Raw genomic sequence first — 17,817 nt, 5'->3', positions numbered from 1 at the left:
GGGGATCTCACCCAATGGGGTGTCGCAATCGACAGACAGGCCGGGGTAGCGCCTGCCAGCCAGCTCAATAGGTGTAGAACATGCGTTGCAGTTCTTTGGTGTCGTGGGTCTTGGTCAGGCCCAGCATCAGCAGAATGCGGGCTTTTTGCGCATTCAGGGTATCGCTGACTACCAGATCTTCCTGATCGTCATTGGCTTCACCATTGCGGGCCACGATGCCGTTACCCACGCGCGAGCTACGCACCACAATCACGCCTTTTTTACGGGCATCACGGAAGGCCGGCATCATCTGGGCGGCAATACTGCCATCGCCCACACCCGCTTGCACAATGCCCTGGGCACCGGCAGCAATGTCGGCATCCATGGCCACACGGTCCATATTGGCGTAGCCATACACGATATCCACGCGCGGCAGGCTGTTCAGCTTGCTCACGTCAAATTCGGTATCGGCGGTGTTTTTGCGGGTGGACATGCGGTAGAAGTGCGGCTTGTTGTCCTGCATGTAACCCAGATAGCCCAGCTCCGGCGTCTTGAAGGTGTCGGTGGTGGAGGTATTGGTTTTGGTTACTTCACGGGCAGCGTTGATCTGGTCGTTCAGCGCAACCAGCACACCCTTGCCAACAGCGTCCTTGCTACCCGCCAGAATTACGGCGTTGTACAGGTTGATCGGACCGTCAGCACTGATGGCAGTAGACGGACGCATGGAGCCCACGACCACTACCGGCTTCTTGCTCTTGACCACCAGATCCAGGAAGTAAGCGGTTTCTTCGATGGTGTCGGTACCGTGGGTAATCACCACACCGTCCACATCCTTCTGGGCCAAGAGTTCGTTCACGCGCTTGGCCAGCTTCAACCACACTTCATTGGTCATGCTTTCGCTGGCAATCTGCGCAACCTGCTCACCACGCACATCAGCCACCTTGGACAGCTCGGGTACGGCGGCAATCATCTTGTCCACGCCCAGCTTGGCAGCGGTGTAACCGATGGTGGTGGTGCTGCTGGCACCGGTGCCGGCAATGGTGCCGCCAGTGGCCAGAATCACCACATGCGGTTTGGCAGCCTCTGCCGCCTGGGCGGATTGACCACACAGGGCCGCCATCACGGCAGCGCTGGACAACAGCATTTTGAAGGTTTGTTTCATGTCTCTTCCCTTTGTAGAAAGACGAGTGGGAGATGGCGTTGCCGGGAAGCAACTCACTGCGATGATCAGCCCCGCGTCCTGCCTGTCCGCCTGTGTCGGTGGCTTGGGCAGGCCGGGGTCTGTCACCGGATTCTTTTATTGTTTATATGTGGCAGGGACCGAGGGGCTTAGGCCTGCTCTTCGGCCAGGGCCGGGTTGGCATGTGCCGCGTCGGCATCGATATCGCCTTCGGACGCAGCCACCACGGTGGTAGCAATGGCGTTACCCAGCACGTTGGTAGCTGTACGACCCATGTCCAGGAAGTGGTCGATCCCCAAAATCAGCAGAATGCCTGCTTCCGGCAGATTGAACATCGGCAGCACGGCAGCCACCACCACCAGGGAAGCACGCGGCACACCGGCAATACCCTTGCTGGTGATCAGCAGAATCAGCAGCATGGTGATCTGCTGGCCCAGTGTCAGGTGGATGTTGGCAACCTGGGAAATGAACAGGGCGGCAAACGAGGTGTACATGATGGAGCCGTCCAGGTTAAAGGAGTAACCCAGCGGCAGTACAAAACCGGAAATCCGTTCCTTGATACCAAAGCGTTCCAATTGCTCCAGCAGGGTCGGGTAAGCCGCCTCGCTACTGGCAGTGGCAAAGCCCAGCATCAGCGGCATGCGGATGGTTTTGAGCAGGGCAAAGATCTTCTTGCCGACAAAACCGTAAGCGGCAGCAATCATCAGCATCCACAGGCAGAACAGCGCCAGATAGAAGCTGCCCATAAACTTGGCATACATGGCCAGAACACCCAGGCCATCAGCAGTAATGGTGGCAGCAACCGCACCAAACACACCAACCGGTGCAAACATCATCACGATATTGGTGACGCGCAGCATGATATTGGCCAGTTGTTCCAGGCCCTTCATCAACAGTTCCGGCTTCGGACCCTTATAAGATGCGATGGCAAAACCGAAGAACACCGAGAACACCACCACTTGCAGCACTTCATTCTTCGCCATGGCGTCAAAGAAGCTGGTGGGGAACATGTGGGTGATGAAGTCCTTCAGGTTCAGTGCACTGGCTTTCACTGCCGGACCGGAAGCATCGGCCATCGGCAGGGTATAGCCCACACCCGGTTGCAGGGCATTGGCAAAGATCAGGCCCAGGAACAGGGACACCAGAGAAGCACCCATAAACCAGCACATGGCTTTCAGCCCTACGCGGCCAACAGAACGGGAATCGCTACTGCCAATACCATGCACCAGGGTAGACATCACCAAGGGTGCAATGATCATCTTGATCAAACGCATGAACACGTCGGTCAGGATGGAAAAGTAACCCGCAACGTCCTTCAGTTGCTTCGGATCGGTAATCGAGGTGTGACAGCCATAGCCGACTGCGATACCCATAACGAGGGCAATCAGGACCCACAGGGTAATCTTGTTGGTTTTCACGAGCGTTTCTCCAGAGTAACCCGGCTTTGCGACCGGTGTTGAGTACGCTCTATACAGCAGAAACCGTGCCAAGAAAAATTCACAAATTAACAAGATAACTACATGATTTTTATAGATAAAAATTAAATTACAACAGCATCAATTCGGAATTCCGAATCAGGCATTGGCAGGCCGTTTGGAAAACCGACCAGCGTATTGGGCAGCTAGCTTGAGAAGGGTCAAATCAGACCTGCTGGCTGCCAGAAAGTTTCCGCACTGCAGCATGAACTTGCTGCCAGTCCAGCAGCGACCGCCACCCTTTGGTCAGCCTGGCAGAATCATCGACAATCATCCCCATCCTCCAAGCTTCCAACGACCATCCGCAGCTACAAGGCTGGAACAAACACTGTGGAACCGTGTTAATCCACCCAGCCCCGCCCCACCGCATGTTCAGACAACGACAGGGACAATACCTTGAACACCATCACCAATTTTCGAGATCTGGGCGGCATTCAAAACAAGCACGGCAAGCAGTTACAAACCCACCGCCTATTACGGTCGGGCGAGCTGTCACAACTATCGCCGCCCCAACATCAGCAACTGATACAGCACTATCAAGTGGAAAAAATCATTGATTTCAGGAGTATGGATGAAGTTCAGCAACGACCCGATATTGCAATTACCGGGGCCCGCCATGTGCACATCGACCTGCTAGCCGAAGCACAGCACAAGGCACAAGCCTCCATTGCCGCCTTCTCCCAGCTGGAAAGTACTGCCAGAACACAGGAATACATGCTGGCACTGTACCGGGAACTGGCACTTTCCCCTGCGGCACAGGCTGGCTACCGGCGCTTTTTCCAGGAACTGCTTACTAGCCATGCGCAAAAAAGTGTGCTGTTTCATTGTGCGGCCGGCAAGGACAGAACCGGTATCGCGGCCATGTGATCCTGGAAATTCTGGAGGTACCACGGACGCTGATTTATCAGGACTATCTAAAAACCAACAGCATGCGCAGCAGCGAAAATGCACGACTCATTGCAAAGGCCGCCGCCACGGGCGCAAACCCGGCACAGCAAGCTGCATTGCGCGTTGCGCTACAAGTGGATCAGCAATATCTGCAGCGGTTTTACGCCACGGTGGAACAACACTACGACACCATGACATCCTATCTGCAATCGGTGATTCAGATCGATCCCGCCAGCAAACAGCAGCTGCAACGGTGCTATCTGGACTGAAGCTGCAGCACGCTGAATACTGGACATGAAAAAGCCGCTGTGAATCAATCACAGCGGCTCTGATTTGGTGGGCCCCCCGGGAGTCGAACCCGGCACCAACGGATTATGCTTACCCGCTACGGCTTTCGCCGCCCCTTTCGGGTTTGTGGTCTGGACTGTCTCTTGTCTTTACGACCTGCCCGTACAGTCTCTACACGTTCTCTCTTGCGAGAGCTTCGCTCGGGATTGCCACGCTGCCAAAGCAGCAGAGGTTTCCCCGAATTTGAGCAGTTCTACCAAGGAGCAGAGTCAACTTACCCCAAGGCAACCCAATCAGCGCGCTCCGTACCCTGTCGGGTCTTAGGAGATCACTTGTTAAGTCCGCTGCTCTAACCAAGCATGAGCTAGAGGCCCGAAGCTGCGCAGTATAACAGAATGAAATAAAAATCCCCAAGCCCTGATGCAAGCGGCTTGGGGATTCCATCCTAAAAGACGGGCGGGCTTACTGACCGCCCGGCTCGTTGTCCAGGAAGCTGCGCAGGCGTTCCGAACGGGTCGGATGACGCAGCTTGCGCAGGGCCTTGGCTTCAATCTGGCGGATACGTTCACGCGTCACGTCAAACTGCTTGCCCACTTCTTCCAGGGTATGGTCGGTATTCATGTCGATACCAAAACGCATGCGCAATACCTTGGCCTCACGCGGAGTCAGGGTATCCAGCACTTCCTTGGTGGCGTCTTTCAGGCTGGAGTACATCGCAGCATCGGACGGTGCCAGGTTGTTCTGGTCTTCGATGAAGTCGCCAAGATGGGAATCATCGTCATCGCCGATCGGGGTTTCCATGGAGATAGGCTCCTTGGAAATCTTCATGATCTTGCGAATCTTCTCTTCCGGCATTTCCATTTTCTCTGCCAGTTCAGCCGGATCCGGCTCGCGACCGGTTTCCTGCAGAATCTGACGCGAAATGCGGTTCATCTTGTTGATGGTTTCGATCATGTGTACCGGGATACGGATGGTACGGGCCTGGTCCGCAATGGAGCGGGTGATGGCCTGACGAATCCACCAGGTGGCATAGGTCGAGAACTTGTAACCACGACGGTATTCGAACTTGTCCACCGCCTTCATCAAGCCGATATTGCCTTCCTGGATCAGGTCGAGGAACTGCAGGCCACGGTTGGTGTACTTCTTGGCAATGGAAATCACCAGACGCAGGTTGGCCTCGATCATTTCCTTCTTGGCACGGCGCGCCTTGGATTCACCCGCCGACATCTGGCGGTTGATTTCCTTGAGCTCCTTGATCGGCAACATGGCACGATCCTGCAGCTCGGACAGCTTGGTCTGCTTCTCGATGATGGCGTACTTGAAGCGGGTCAGTGCCTCGCTCCAGGCTTTGCCGGAATCGATTTCGGTTTCCACCCAGGCGGTGTTGATTTCGTTGCCGGGGAATACCTTGATGAAGTGGGTGCGGTCCATGCGAACGCGCGTTACGCAGATGTCCTGAATATCGCGCTCGAAAGTACGGATTTCATTGACACGGCGACGCAGCGATTCACACAGCGATTCGATCTGACGCGTGGAGAAGCGCACCAGCATGAATTCGGTAGTGATGGCGTCTTGCAGTTCCAGATAGCCCTTGGACTTGGAACCTTCTTTTTCCAATACCTTGACCATCTTGTCGAACATCATGCGCACGCCAGCAAAATGCTCCAGCGTTTGCTGTTTCAGCTCTTCCAGATTGGCCAGATTGGCAGCTTCGGCGCTAGCCTCGTCGTCTTCGGCTTCGGCTTCCTCGTCTTCGAGCAGTGCCTCTTCCTCGACTTCCGGCTCAGCAAACGGCAGCGCTGCTTCTGCGGTATCGGCATTCGGGTCGATGAAGCCGTCTACGACTTCGTCAACCCGGATTTCTTCCTTGCTGATACGCTCAACCAGCTCCAGCACCTCTGCCACCGTACCCGGACATGCCGAGATAGCCAGAATCATGTGCTTGAGGCCATCTTCGATACGCTTGGCGATTTCGATTTCGCCTTCGCGGGTCAGCAGCTCCACCGAACCCATTTCACGCATATACATGCGGACCGGGTCGGTCGTACGGCCAAATTCGGAATCCACCGAGGACAAAGCCGCCTCGGCTTCTTCCACCGCATCTTCGTCGGCCACAGCCGGGGTGGCATCGGACATCAGCAGGGTTTCTGCGTCCGGGGCTTCGTCGTAAACCTGGATGCCCAGGCCGGAAATCATCGTGACGATGTTTTCGATCTGTTCGGCATCGGAGACATCTTCCGGAAGGTGGTCGTTAATCTCAGCATAGGTGAGATAGCCACGTTCCTTGCCCAGGGCAATCAGCTGGCGCAGGCGTTTACGCTGCTCTTCCAGGCTCATTACCTGTTCTTCGTTGTCCTGTACGTCTTTTTGATTTTCGGGAGAGGCCGCCATTTTGCTTCCTGCTTAAAATAAGCCGAAAAAAACAGTTGATTATAACACAACTACGTCACCCCTGCCCCGGCTCACATTGGCGAGCCGAGCAGGTCTCGGAGCAGTTCCCTGAATAATGCTTTCTCTTCCGGACTTAGACCTTCATTACGGTCTTTCAGTTTTAGCCTTTCCACCTGGGCTTCACGCAACATTTTCAGCAATCTGGCGTTGCCATGCTGAAACTGGGTGCGGTCATCCTCACCGGGGTCGGCAAACTCGTCCGGATCCTGCATGGCCTGGTGCAGCACACTGTCGATCAGCCCTTCGTAGGGGGTGCCACGCAGCCCCTCTATCAATTGCGCCGTATTGGGCGGCTGTTCGTGTCCCTGCACACTTTCGGCCAACATCGCAAAGCAGGCCAGTTCGTCGGACAGCGGCAGGCTGTCCGGCAAGCTCACATCGCTGGCCCACGCCGGGTTCATCAGCAGCCATTTGATCTGCTTGTGAACAATGGGCGTGTTGATCTGGCGATATGATTCCTCTGGCAGGCGGTATTCCCGCTTGCCCTTGCGCTCCGGCGCTTTCTTGCCTGTAGTCAGCATGTCGAAATCGTCGACGTCCATGCCGGCAAGTTCTGCCAGCCGCTTTCTGATCATGAAGCCAAGCGCCGGTGCTGCAATCTGTGCCAGAAGCGGGCTGGCCTGTTTGATCAGGTCGGCACGCCCTTCTGGCGTATTCATGTCCACGCGGCCAGTCAGCTCGCGGGTAAAGTAAACCGATAGCGGCAGGCTGTGTTCTTCCAGCTGCTGTTCGAATGCTTCGGTACCAAACTCGCGCACATAGCTGTCTGGGTCGTGTTCCTGCGGCAAAAACAGAAAATTCAACGCCTTGCCATCCTGCAATTGCGGCAGGCTGTTTTCCAGTGCACGCCAGGCTGCCTTCTGGCCCGCCTTGTCACCGTCAAAACAGAAATACACCTGATCGGCATGGCGCATCAGCTTGCGCACATGCTCGCCGGTGGTGGCCGTCCCCAGCGTGGCGACGGCATAGTTGATGCCGTATTGCGCCAGTGCCACCACGTCCATATAACCTTCGACCACCAGCACGCGATTTTTCTCGCGGATAGCCTGGCGGGCTTCATACAGGCCGTACAGCTCGCGGCCTTTTTCAAACAACACCGTTTCCGGCGAGTTCAGATACTTCGGTTCCCCCTTGCCCAACACCCGGCCACCAAAACCGATGATGGCACCACGCTGGTTGCGAATGGGAAACATCACCCGCTCGCGAAAGCGGTCGTAACGCTTGCCGCTTTCCTCGTTGAAAATCACCAGGCCGGCATCTACCAGTTTGTCATCCTGATACTGCGGAAAAATAGCCTGCAGGTTCTGCCATTCGCCTGGGGCATAACCCAGGCCAAAGCGTGCCGCTACCTCACCACTGACCCCACGCCCTTTCAGATAACTGATGGCAACCGGGGCCGACTTCAACTGCTGCTTGAAATATCCAGCAGTCCGCTGCATCACCTCTTCCAGCGACAACTGCCGCTCACGTGCAGCACGCGTGGCTTCCGGATTGACGCTGCGCACCTCTGGCACTGGCATGCCAATGCTTTCGGCTAGCATTTTCACCGCATCGACAAAACCCAGCCCCTGGTATTCCATGACAAAGCCAATGGCGGAACCGTGCGCACCACAACCAAAGCAGTGATAAAACTGCTTGCTGGGGCTGACCGTGAAAGAGGGGGATTTTTCCTTGTGGAAAGGGCAGCAGGCCAAATAGTTCTGACCTGCTTTTTTCAGCGGGACATAGCGATCCACCACGTCGACCAGATCGACACGGGACAGCAACTGATCAACAAAGTCCTGTGGAATCAACGCCGAACACCTGCCTTAACACGGAGAAACAAATACCGGGCCAAACTGCACCCGGCCAGAGATCAGGCAGCGAGCCTGGCCTTGATACGCGCCGAAACCAGCGCCATGTCTGCACGGCCAGCCAGTTGCGGACGCAAAAGGCCCATAACCTTGCCCATGTCCTGCATGGAGGCAGCCGCACTGTCGACAACGGCCTTGGCGACCAGTTCGTCGATTTCGGCCTCGGAAAGTTGCTGCGGCATATAGGCCATCAGCACGGTCATTTCGGCCTTTTCCTTGTCGGCCAGATCCTGACGCTGAGCCGCTTCGTATTGCGAGATGGAGTCACGACGTTGCTTGAGCATCTTGTCGATCACCACCACGATGGCGGCATCGTCAAGTTCGATGCGTTCGTCCACTTCCTTCTGCTTGATGGCAGCCATCAACAGGCGAATGGCAGCCAGACGCTCGGTTTCCTTCGCCTTCATGGCGGACTTCATGTCTTCGCTGATACGGACTTTGAGGCTCATGTCGTGCTCACGGGAGCGCCATGTCAAGACATGGCGGAAAATTCTGGAGTACAAATGGCAAAACCGCAGGCCATGCCTGCGGTCCCGCTTTATGACCGATGCAACTCTTAGAAGAGTTTCGGCGGCAGCATTTGGCTGCGAATGCGCTTGTAGTGGCGCTTAACAGCTGCAGCGTGCTTACGCTTGCGTTCGGTGGTCGGCTTTTCGTAGAACTCACGCGCGCGCAGTTCGGTCAGCAGACCGGTTTTTTCTACAGCGCGCTTGAAGCGACGCATGGCGACTTCGAACGGCTCGTTTTCTTTAACGCGAATATTCGGCATTGACTCAAGTATCCTTAGATTCCTAGGCGGCGGACGTAAGGCCACCCATAAAAAACAGCATTTTAACAACAATACGCGGTTTGGAAAAGTCTGAAGCATTCCCGACAAGCTTTTTGTGGCGCTTTTGTGCATCACGGCTTGCGAGAAGAAATCACCCCCTCACTAGGAGAACTTGGTACGGCGCTATAAAAACGTTTCGGCATCCGTTCTGCACAATAGGCAGCACGGCCTGCTTCGACAGCCAGTTTCATGGCATGTGCCATCATGACCGGATTGCCGGCAGCTGCAATCGCGGTATTCATCAGCACGCCATCACAACCCAGTTCCATGGCGATGGCCGCATCGGAGGCGGTACCCACCCCGGCATCCACCAGCACCGGCACACTGGATTGCTCGATGATCAGTTTCAGGTTCCACGGATTCAGAATGCCCATGCCGGAGCCAATCAGGCTGGCCAGCGGCATGATGGCGCAACAGCCTATCTGTTCCAACTCGCGGGCGATGATCGGATCGTCAGAGGTATACACCATGACATCAAAGCCTTCGGCCACCAGTACTTCAGCTGCCTTCAGGGTTTCCTTGACATTGGGGAACAGATTGCCGGAATCACCCAGCACTTCCAGCTTGACCAGGCGGTGGTCATCCAGCAGCTCACGCGCCAGGCGCAAGGTACGGATGGCATCCTCGGCGGAATAACAGCCCGCCGTATTGGGGAGCAGAGTGTAGCGGTTCTGCGGCAAAAAATCGAGCAGATTGGGTTCGCCGGCATTCTGCCCCAGATTGACACGACGAATGGCCACCGTGACGATATCGCAAGCGGAGGCATCCAGCGCCTGGGCGGTCTGTTCAAAATCACGGTATTTGCCGGTACCTACCAGCAAACGGGAATTATAAGCTTTGCCTGCGATGACCAGTTGATCCTGCACCTTCCACTCCTTTGCCATTCCGTCAGCCACCGCCGACAGCCACTACGATTTCCAATTCATCCCCATCACTCAGCACGGTATTGCCATGCTGACTGCGAGGCACGATTTGCCCGTTAAGCTCGACAGCAAAGCGTTTGCCCGCCAACTCCAGCGCTGGAACCAGATCCTCCACCGAAGCCAGCAAGGCAAATTCCTTCCACTCGCCATTGATGCGCAAACGCATGATTATCTCCTCTCCGCCCGCTGCACCACTACCAGGTTCTGCACCTCGTTCAAGACGCGGGACAGGTGATCCACGCTTTCCACTTGCAAGCGGAAATGAATGTGAATGAAACCATCACCCACATGGGTGTCCTGGGTATCCACGCTTTCAATATTGGCTGAGGCCTGCGAGATGGCGGCGGCAATATCAGCCAGCGCACCACGTTCATTACGCGCCAGCACGCTGACGCTGACACCGAACATGCGATCGCGCTGGGTTTCCCAGTTTACGTTCAGCAGCTTGTCGTGATCGACCCTTTGCACATTCGGACAGCTGATACGGTGGATAACCAGGCCTTGCCCCTTGGTGATCACCCCCAGGATTTCATCGCCCGGCAAGGGATTGCAGCAGCTGGACAGTTGTACCGTCCCACCTTCATTACCACGGATGGTTACCGGCCCTACGCGCACATTTTCCCCCAGGCGCTCACCAGCCAGCTCGACCAGACGGCGCGCCACCGCAATGGGCAGCAGCTTGCCCGCACCGATCTCGGCCAGCACCTCGGCAAAGCCTTGCAGCTTGTCGCCATGTACTGCCATGTATTCCGCCTTCAGCGCATCGTCCAGCAGCAGCGGCGATACCGCCAAGGCGCCAATCGCCTGCTTGAGCAGTTTTTCGCCCAGCGTTGAAGCTTCTTCACGCTGCAGGCTCTTCAGATAGTTGCGAATACCGGAGCGCGCACGGCCACTCTGCACAAAGGTAAGCCAGGACGGGTTAGGCTTGGCCTGGGTGGAGGTGATGACTTCCACTGTATCGCCATTGCGCAGCACGGTACGCAAGGGCATCAGCACATGGTTGACGCGTGCGGCAATGCAGCGATGGCCAACGTCGGTATGTACGGCATAGGCAAAGTCGACCGGGGTGGAGCCTTGCGGCAGCACCATGATCTTGCCCTTGGGGGTGAATACGTACACCTCATCGGGGAACAGGTCGATCTTGATGTGCTCGAGGAATTCAACGGCGTCGTCGCTCTCCTCCTGCATGTCCAGCAGGCTTTGCAGCCACTGGTGCGTGCGCTGCTGCGCCGTGTTGATGCCGGCATTGCCGCTCTTGTACATCCAGTGCGAAGCCACACCGGCTTCGGCCACCCCGTTCATTTCACGAGTGCGGATCTGCATCTCCACCGGCGTGCCATAAGGGCCAAACAAGGTGGTATGCAGGCTTTGGTAGCCATTACCCTTGGGAATGGCGATGTAATCCTTGAATTTGCCTGGAATGGGCTTGTACAGGCTGTGTAGTGCACCCAGCGCCAAATAGCAGCTGGGGATATCATTCACCACCACACGAAAGCCGTAGATATCCAGCACCTCGGAAAACGACAGGTGTTTCTCCTGCATCTTCTTGTAGATGCTATACAGATTCTTCTCGCGCCCCTTGATGGTGGCTTCGATATTGCTTTCCACCAGCCGCTGGCTGACGGTTTTCAGAATTTTGTTGACCACTTCGCGGCGGTTGCCACGTGCGGCGCGCACTGCCTTGGACAGTACGCTGTAGCGATGCGGATGCAGGTGCTTGAAAGCCAGATCCTGCAGTTCGCGATACACCTTGTTCTGGCCGATGCGGTTGGCAATCGGCGCATAGATTTCCAGCGTTTCCAGCGCGATGCGCTGGCGCTTGTCCTCACGCATGGAGTCCAGCGTGCGCATATTGTGCAGTCGGTCTGCCAGCTTGACGATGATGACGCGGATATCGCGCGCCATCGCCAGCACCATCTTGCGGAAGTTTTCCGCCTGGGCGGTTTCCTTGGTCTGGTATTCCAGCCTTTCCAGCTTGGACAGGCCATCCACCAGGTCCGCCACCACCTTGCCGAATTTCTCGGCCAGTGTTGGCTTGGTGACGCCGGTGTCTTCCAGAACATCATGCAGCAAGGCAGCCGCCAGCCCCTGCACATCCAGCCGCCAGTCAGTCAGCATGGTAGCAACTGCCAGCGGATGGGTAATGTAAGGCTCGCCGCTCTTGCGGGTTTGACCTTCGTGCGCCTCGCGGCTGACTTCAAAGGCCTGGCGCAGCAACTGCACATCTTCCGGTTTGAGATAACGGCCTGCCGCTTCAAAAAAAGCTGCCGCTTCGCGCTCGATCAATGCGTCGTAATCGATGGCGTTCTCAATACCGGTTTCCATGCTTCGCTCCGCCAACACCCGAATCAACCCTTGTTGCGGGTAAGCACTTCGCGGCCGACATGACCGGCTGCAATTTCACGCAGGGCCACCACGGTCGGCTTGTGACGGCCGGCATCCACAAAGGACGTTGCGCCGGAAGCCACCTGACGGGCGCGGTAAGCTGCGGCCAGCGTCAGGTCAAAACGGTTCTGGATACGGTCCAGGCAATCATCTACGGTAATACGGGCCATGTGATTTCTTTCGTAAAGAGTACGATGCGGTTAACTATATCGAGTTTTGCCGAAGCAACCAATGCGTGCTAGCCGTGCTGCACGCCCATGCGGGCGAGAGCCGGAGCCAGACGCTGGGTTTGTACCGCAGCACGCAATCTGCGGGCGCGGAAGATGCTGATCAGATCAACGCGGGCACGTTCAAAATCGTCGTTCACCACGATGTAATCGTACTCAGCAACCTTGTCGATTTCTGAACGGGCCGAGGCCAGGCGGCGCAGAATCACTTCCTCGCTGTCGGTGCCACGACCACGCAGACGACGCTCCAGTTCTTCGATGGAAGGCGGCAGGATGAAAATACCCACAGCACCAGGAAATACCTTGCGCACCTGTTCTGCGCCCTGCCAGTCGATTTCCAGCAGGATGTCGTGCCCAGCCTCCAGCCGACTTTGCAGCCAGCGCACGCTAGTGCCGTAGAAGTTGCCGTACACTTCGGCATACTCCAGAAAATCCCCGGCAGCAATCATGGACTGAAAGGCAGCATGATCAATAAAATGATAGTGCTTACCGTCTTCCTCACCAGTACGTGCTGCACGCGTGGTGTAGGAAACAGACAGCTCAACCGTGGGTTCCGCCTGCAGCAAAGCCGCTACCAGCGAGGTTTTCCCAGCCCCGGACGGGGCAACCACGATATAGATGTTTCCGACTGCCTTGCTCATCAATCGCACATCCTGCCAAAGAAAGAGTAATTTTTCAGAATACCACAGACTGCATTTCCGGTTAAGTGCAAAAGTATCTTCATGTCAAGATTTAGGTATTTGTCTTCACACCGAAGTAAAATCCTGCGTCTTATCCAATACATAACAAGGCTCGGAGCATCTCTGTCATGCAATTACTGGAAAGCTTTTTCAAGCTGAGGGAACACGGCACTTCGGTCAGAACCGAAGTCATTGCCGGCTTCACCACCTTCCTGACCATGGCTTACATCATCTTGGTAAACCCGTTGATTCTGTCTGCTACCGGCATGGATCTGAATGCGGTTTTTGTGGCCACCTGCCTGGCCGCAGCACTTGGCACCGCCATCATGGGCCTGGTTGCCAACTACCCGATGGCACTGGCACCCGGCATGGGGCTGAATGCCTACTTCACCTTCAGCGTGGTCAAGGGTATGGGGATCCCCTGGCAGGCTGCACTGGGTGCGGTATTCATTTCCGGCATCGTGTTCCTGGCCGTCAGCCTGTTCAAGGTGCGTGAAGCCATTGTCAATGCCATTCCGCGTTCGCTGAAGTTTGCCATTTCTGCTGGCGTTGGCATGTTCCTGGCCATCATCGCGCTAAAAGATGCTGGCGTAATTGCAGCCCATCCGGCCACCTATCTGACGCTGGGCAATATCCACAACCCGACCACCCTGCTGGCCATTCTGGGTTTCTTCCTGATTGTAGCCCTGGAATACCGCAAGGTGCCGGGTTCCATCATCATTGGCATCCTGGTGGTAACCGCGCTGTCCATTGCGCTGGGCCTGTCCAAGTTTGAAGGTATCTTCGCTCCGGTACCGAGCATGGAGCCCACCTTCATGAAGATGGACCTGCACGGTGCCATGAGCGCCGGTCTGGTGGGTGTGATCTTCGTGTTCTTCTTTGTCGACCTGTTTGACACCACCGGCACGCTGGTGGGTGTATCGCACCGCGCCGGCCTGCTGGACAAGGATGGCAAGCTGCCGCGCCTGAAGCGCGCCCTGCTGGCCGACTCGGTGGCCATCACCGTAGGTGCCGTCATGGGTACTTCCTCCACCACCGCCTATATCGAATCGGCAGCTGGTACTGCCGTGGGTGGTCGTACCGGCCTGACGGCTACCGTAGTAGCCATCCTGTTCCTGGCTTGCTTGTGGATCTCGCCGCTGGCCAAAACGGTTCCGGCCTACGCCACCGCACCGGCCCTGTGCTATGTAGCCGTGCTGATGGCTCGTGGCCTGGCTGAAATCGATTGGAGCGACCTGACTGAATCCGCCCCTGCGGTGATGACTGCACTGGCCATGCCTTTTACCTTCTCGATTGCCGACGGTATTGCTTTTGGCTTCATCAGCTATGCCGTAATCAAGATCCTGGCTGGTCGCTTTGCTGATCTGAAACCGGCCGTGGTAGTGATTGCCGCACTGTGGATTTTCAAGCTGGCCTTCTTCGCCTGATCATCACCCGATCAATCAGGGCCTGCCGCGTGGTGCGGCGGGCCTTTTTGCTTTGCGCGACAGCAAACACGGTCGCTTCATTTGAAAGTACAATAGCGCCATGGAAAATCTCAGCAATCTCGACTACTCCAGCTACCTCAAGGGCTGGATTCGCACCGTGCCCAACTGGCCCAGCCAGGGCGTGATGTTCCGCGACATCACCCCGCTGCTGCAGAACCCGAAAACCTTCCGCATGCTGATTGACATCTATGTGCATCGCTACATGCTGGAAAAAGTGGATCTGATTGCCGGCCTGGATGCTCGCGGTTTCATCATTGGCTCGGTACTGGCTTACGAGCTGAACGTCGGCTTTGTGCCCATCCGCAAGAAGGGCAAGCTGCCGTTTACCACCGTGGCAGAGGAATACGAACTGGAATACGGCAATGCCACGGTGGAAATCCACACCGATGCCTGCAAGGCCGGAGACCGCGTCATCCTGATCGACGATCTGGTCGCCACCGGTGGCACCATGATGGCCGGCTACAAGCTGCTGAAAAAGCTGGGTGCCGACGTACTGGAAGCCGCAGCCATCATCGAACTGCCCGAGTTGGGCGGCGGCAAGCTGGTGCGTGACAGCGGACTGGATGTCTTCACCGTCTGCTCCTACGAAGGCCACTGAGCACAATACGCCAGCGCGCAAACAAAAAACGGACCCGCTCGGGTCCGTTTTGCTGTCCATCTCAAACAACTCAATCTTCCCGTCCCCTGGCCTTGTCCAGCAGACCGAGCTGGTAACGACCGTAAGTCAACAGGCCGCGCCAGGTCCAGCGCGCCAGCAAGTAGCACAGAAACAAGCCACCACCACCCAGCGCCATGAGCACCAAACCGGCAAGCAACATGTCCTGACGGCTCAGGCCCCACTCCAGCCCACCGATATCCACCTGTCCGGTTTCATCATTGATATGCAGGCGGCCAACTGCGTCACTCGCATTGCGCTCCAGGCTAACCGTGCCATCGCTGGACTGGATATGGATGCTGGCCCGCCCCGACGATGCCTCACGCACCACATCCACAGTCTCGCCATTGCTACCGCGAATATGGATGTTACCTGCCGGGCCACCCTGGGCAAACTCGGACCAGAAGGCCCTGACATCACGCGATTCATGAATGGCCGGCCAACCGAGCAGCTCATTGCATGCCAATGTGCCAAACAACACCAGGCCACCAATCAGGATGCCGGTGGAGGCCAACGCCGCCATGGTCAGCATCCACAGATAAAACAGGAAGGGCAGCGCCAGCATGAAATTGAGAAATCCCAGTCCGGCAATCGCCCCCACCACGGCAAACAGGTTGCCAAAGCTCTTGCGACTTTCCCAGCGCGCAATATGATGGCGCGCCATCAACTCCCGTGCCAGTTGGCGCGGATCACCCAGTCCGGCGGCTATATTCTCCTCGCTGCGCCCAGCGGCCAGTCCATCGCGGAAATATTCCTGATAATCGGCGATGATTTCCTGTCTCCCCTGCTGTGGCAGTCTTGCCAGTGCGTCCTGTAACTGACGGATGAATTCCTGCTGATTCATGCTGTTTCTCCCTTGTCCTGGCCTGCCGCCAGTTGCAGCACACTGCCCACATCAGTAACAAATTCCTGCCATTCCTGCTGCATCAGCGTCAGCTGGCGTCGTCCTTCTGCGGTCAGGGTGTAATACTTGCGCGATGGGCCGCTGGGCGACTCCACCAGATAGGTCGACACCCAGGCTTCGGCCTGCAGTCGCCGCATCAATGGATACATGGTGCCTTCGCTCACCTCCATGCTGCGCGACAGAATACCCACCAGTTCGTAGGCATAACTGTCACCCGCCGCCAGCGCGGCCAGCACACACATATCCAGCGTGCCCTTCTTTAATTGTGTCTTCATGTTCCGCCCCTGCCTTGCATTGCACGGTAGTTTGGCGCGCCTGATGCAAAGTCAGACTGGATTCTAGCTTCAGCTATCGTGCATTACAAGGTATATGGTAAAACCACGTAGCTAACCAGACAGCACCCTGCACAGAATTTTCTTTATAAGAACAAGAAAATTCACAAGTCATAAAGCATAATTCTGATTATTTCCGATGCAGGAGTGGCAGACATGAGCAGCAAGAAGAAATCGCTGGCGCTGGTACTGGGCGGTGGAGCACCCAATGCAACCTTGATGGCAGGCTCGCTGGTGGCTTTCATCGAAGCGGGCGTGGAGTTCGACATCATTTCCACCTCGGGTGCGGGTGCGATTGTCGGCTTGCTCTATACCGCCGCCAAAGGGCAGGCCCCCAAAGCCGCGCTGGAAAAGCTGGCCGACATGGGGGTGGCCGATGCGCTTTACGCCGCCTTCCCGGTTAACTTCAAGGTATTCAACAAACCCGGCCCGATGGCCGACTTGTGGCGCCAGTGGCAGCAAGCCAACCCGGTATTGCAAGCCATCCAGGCCCAGGCCGACCAAGGACCACTGCAACGGCTGGCGGCCGACTGGAGCAGCTGGCTGATGGCCACCCTCTGCCCCAGCGATCTGAACGCCCAAAGCCAGGGCTTGTGCGCCCATGTACCGTTTATCGACCAAGTGGTGGACTTTGCCAAACTGGCCGACATCAAGCCGCAGTTTTATCTGAATGCCTACAACCTCAGCAAAAAGCGCATGGATTGCTGGGACAAGCAGCAAATCAGCCATGAACACTTCCTGGCCGCGCTGTCCTTCCCGCTGATCTACCCACCTTATCTGCTGGATGGCGATTACTACATCGAAGGTGCGGCGATTGACACCCTCAACTTCAAGCGCCTGTTCCAGGATCACCCTTATATCGACACCACCGTGGTGTTTGATGTATTGGGCAGCGAGCAGATCCTGCACCCGCCGCGCGACCTGTACGACGCCTGGGTGCAATCCATCATCACGCCGCTGACCGAAATTGCCCGCGATGACCTGAAGCTGTTTGAAGCACTGCACAACAAGGATGCCGAAGGCAAACCACGTACCCGACTGCTGCATGTCGCTTATGACAAATTCATCCGGCCGGAACAACGTGAGCAGGAGCTGGACTGGTCCTACTCCAATCTGTCGCAGATGTATCAGGCGGGCTATGCCGCCGGGCAGGCACTGTGTCGCGACCATGCCGTGGAACTGGGCCTGGCCTGATTCTGCCGCACCATGCAACAAGGGCTGCCATGGCAGCCCTTGTTGTTCAACACCTCACCTACCCTTCAGCCAACGTCACAACGCCGC

Annotated in this window: 16 protein-coding genes and 1 pseudogene; 4 read left to right on the top strand and 13 right to left on the bottom strand. The window is 56.5% G+C overall.

The window, feature by feature from the left end; translation table 11 throughout:
• Window positions 1-64 precede the first annotated feature (64 nt).
• Together ACODR9_RS17560 and ACODR9_RS17555 are read right to left on the bottom strand one after the other, a co-directional pair.
• Window positions 65-1,141, bottom strand: coding sequence for a type II asparaginase (locus ACODR9_RS17560; protein ID WP_488810771.1), 1,077 nt, complete (start codon window positions 1,139-1,141; stop codon window positions 65-67).
• Between the two features lie 167 nt (window positions 1,142-1,308).
• Window positions 1,309-2,577, bottom strand: a complete 1,269-nt coding sequence (locus tag ACODR9_RS17555; RefSeq protein ID WP_488810769.1) for a dicarboxylate/amino acid:cation symporter — start codon at window positions 2,575-2,577, stop codon at window positions 1,309-1,311.
• 453 nt (window positions 2,578-3,030) lie between these two features.
• On the opposite strand from ACODR9_RS17555, the pseudogene ACODR9_RS17550 reads away from it, so the two are divergent.
• Window positions 3,031-3,791, top strand: a pseudogene (locus ACODR9_RS17550) (tyrosine-protein phosphatase).
• 481 nt (window positions 3,792-4,272) lie between these two features.
• Here the strand turns inward: ACODR9_RS17550 and rpoD are convergent.
• From rpoD to gmk, 9 genes are all read right to left on the bottom strand, one after another.
• Window positions 4,273-6,201, bottom strand: coding sequence for an RNA polymerase sigma factor RpoD (gene rpoD / locus ACODR9_RS17545; protein ID WP_488810767.1), 1,929 nt, complete (start codon window positions 6,199-6,201; stop codon window positions 4,273-4,275).
• 71 nt (window positions 6,202-6,272) lie between these two features.
• Window positions 6,273-8,054, bottom strand: coding sequence for a DNA primase (gene dnaG, locus ACODR9_RS17540; RefSeq protein WP_488810765.1), 1,782 nt, complete (start codon window positions 8,052-8,054; stop codon window positions 6,273-6,275).
• A 62-nt stretch (window positions 8,055-8,116) separates the two neighbouring features.
• Window positions 8,117-8,563 carry a GatB/YqeY domain-containing protein gene (locus ACODR9_RS17535; RefSeq protein WP_488810763.1) on the bottom strand — a complete coding sequence of 149 codons (447 nt, stop codon included), beginning with the start codon at window positions 8,561-8,563 and terminating at the stop codon, window positions 8,117-8,119.
• Between the two features lie 107 nt (window positions 8,564-8,670).
• Complete coding sequence (gene rpsU, locus ACODR9_RS17530; protein WP_059284939.1) at window positions 8,671-8,883, bottom strand: 30S ribosomal protein S21; 213 nt, start codon at window positions 8,881-8,883, stop codon at window positions 8,671-8,673.
• A gap of 131 nt (window positions 8,884-9,014) precedes the next feature.
• Window positions 9,015-9,809, bottom strand: coding sequence for a thiazole synthase (locus ACODR9_RS17525; RefSeq protein ID WP_488810760.1), 795 nt, complete (start codon window positions 9,807-9,809; stop codon window positions 9,015-9,017).
• A 22-nt stretch (window positions 9,810-9,831) separates the two neighbouring features.
• Window positions 9,832-10,032: a sulfur carrier protein ThiS gene (gene thiS / locus ACODR9_RS17520; protein ID WP_488810758.1), complete on the bottom strand. Its 201-nt coding sequence runs from the start codon at window positions 10,030-10,032 to the stop codon at window positions 9,832-9,834.
• A 2-nt stretch (window positions 10,033-10,034) separates the two neighbouring features.
• Window positions 10,035-12,191 carry a RelA/SpoT family protein gene (locus ACODR9_RS17515; RefSeq protein ID WP_488810756.1) on the bottom strand — a complete coding sequence of 719 codons (2,157 nt, stop codon included), beginning with the start codon at window positions 12,189-12,191 and terminating at the stop codon, window positions 10,035-10,037.
• A gap of 23 nt (window positions 12,192-12,214) precedes the next feature.
• Window positions 12,215-12,421 carry a DNA-directed RNA polymerase subunit omega gene (gene rpoZ, locus ACODR9_RS17510; protein WP_089083916.1) on the bottom strand — a complete coding sequence of 69 codons (207 nt, stop codon included), beginning with the start codon at window positions 12,419-12,421 and terminating at the stop codon, window positions 12,215-12,217.
• Window positions 12,422-12,489: 68 nt separating this feature from the next.
• Window positions 12,490-13,119: a guanylate kinase gene (gene gmk, locus ACODR9_RS17505; RefSeq protein WP_159879430.1), complete on the bottom strand. Its 630-nt coding sequence runs from the start codon at window positions 13,117-13,119 to the stop codon at window positions 12,490-12,492.
• 167 nt (window positions 13,120-13,286) lie between these two features.
• On the opposite strand from gmk, the gene ACODR9_RS17500 reads away from it, so the two are divergent.
• Both ACODR9_RS17500 and ACODR9_RS17495 read left to right on the top strand, forming a co-directional pair.
• Entirely contained in the window at window positions 13,287-14,585 is a 1,299-nt protein-coding gene (locus ACODR9_RS17500) for an NCS2 family permease (protein ID WP_488810753.1), read from the top strand.
• Window positions 14,586-14,685: 100 nt separating this feature from the next.
• Window positions 14,686-15,243 carry an adenine phosphoribosyltransferase gene (locus ACODR9_RS17495; RefSeq protein WP_488810751.1) on the top strand — a complete coding sequence of 186 codons (558 nt, stop codon included), beginning with the start codon at window positions 14,686-14,688 and terminating at the stop codon, window positions 15,241-15,243.
• Window positions 15,244-15,313: 70 nt separating this feature from the next.
• Here the strand turns inward: ACODR9_RS17495 and ACODR9_RS17490 are convergent, their stop codons facing one another.
• Both ACODR9_RS17490 and ACODR9_RS17485 read right to left on the bottom strand, forming a co-directional pair.
• Window positions 15,314-16,144, bottom strand: a complete 831-nt coding sequence (locus ACODR9_RS17490; RefSeq protein ID WP_488810749.1) for a DUF1700 domain-containing protein — start codon at window positions 16,142-16,144, stop codon at window positions 15,314-15,316.
• Window positions 16,141-16,479, bottom strand: coding sequence for a PadR family transcriptional regulator (locus tag ACODR9_RS17485; RefSeq protein ID WP_488810747.1), 339 nt, complete (start codon window positions 16,477-16,479; stop codon window positions 16,141-16,143). The genes ACODR9_RS17490 and ACODR9_RS17485 overlap by 4 nt, the downstream gene beginning before the upstream one ends.
• 213 nt (window positions 16,480-16,692) lie before the next feature.
• Here ACODR9_RS17485 and ACODR9_RS17480 point away from each other — a divergent pair, with 213 nt between their 5' ends.
• On the top strand, window positions 16,693-17,730 hold the full coding sequence (locus tag ACODR9_RS17480; protein WP_488810745.1) for a patatin-like phospholipase family protein: 1,038 nt from the start codon (window positions 16,693-16,695) through the stop codon (window positions 17,728-17,730).
• The last annotated feature ends 87 nt before the right edge of the window (window positions 17,731-17,817 follow it).

It is taken from the genome of Aquitalea sp. FG25, assembly GCF_057809375.1.
This window is presented reverse-complemented; position numbering and strand designations above follow the sequence as displayed.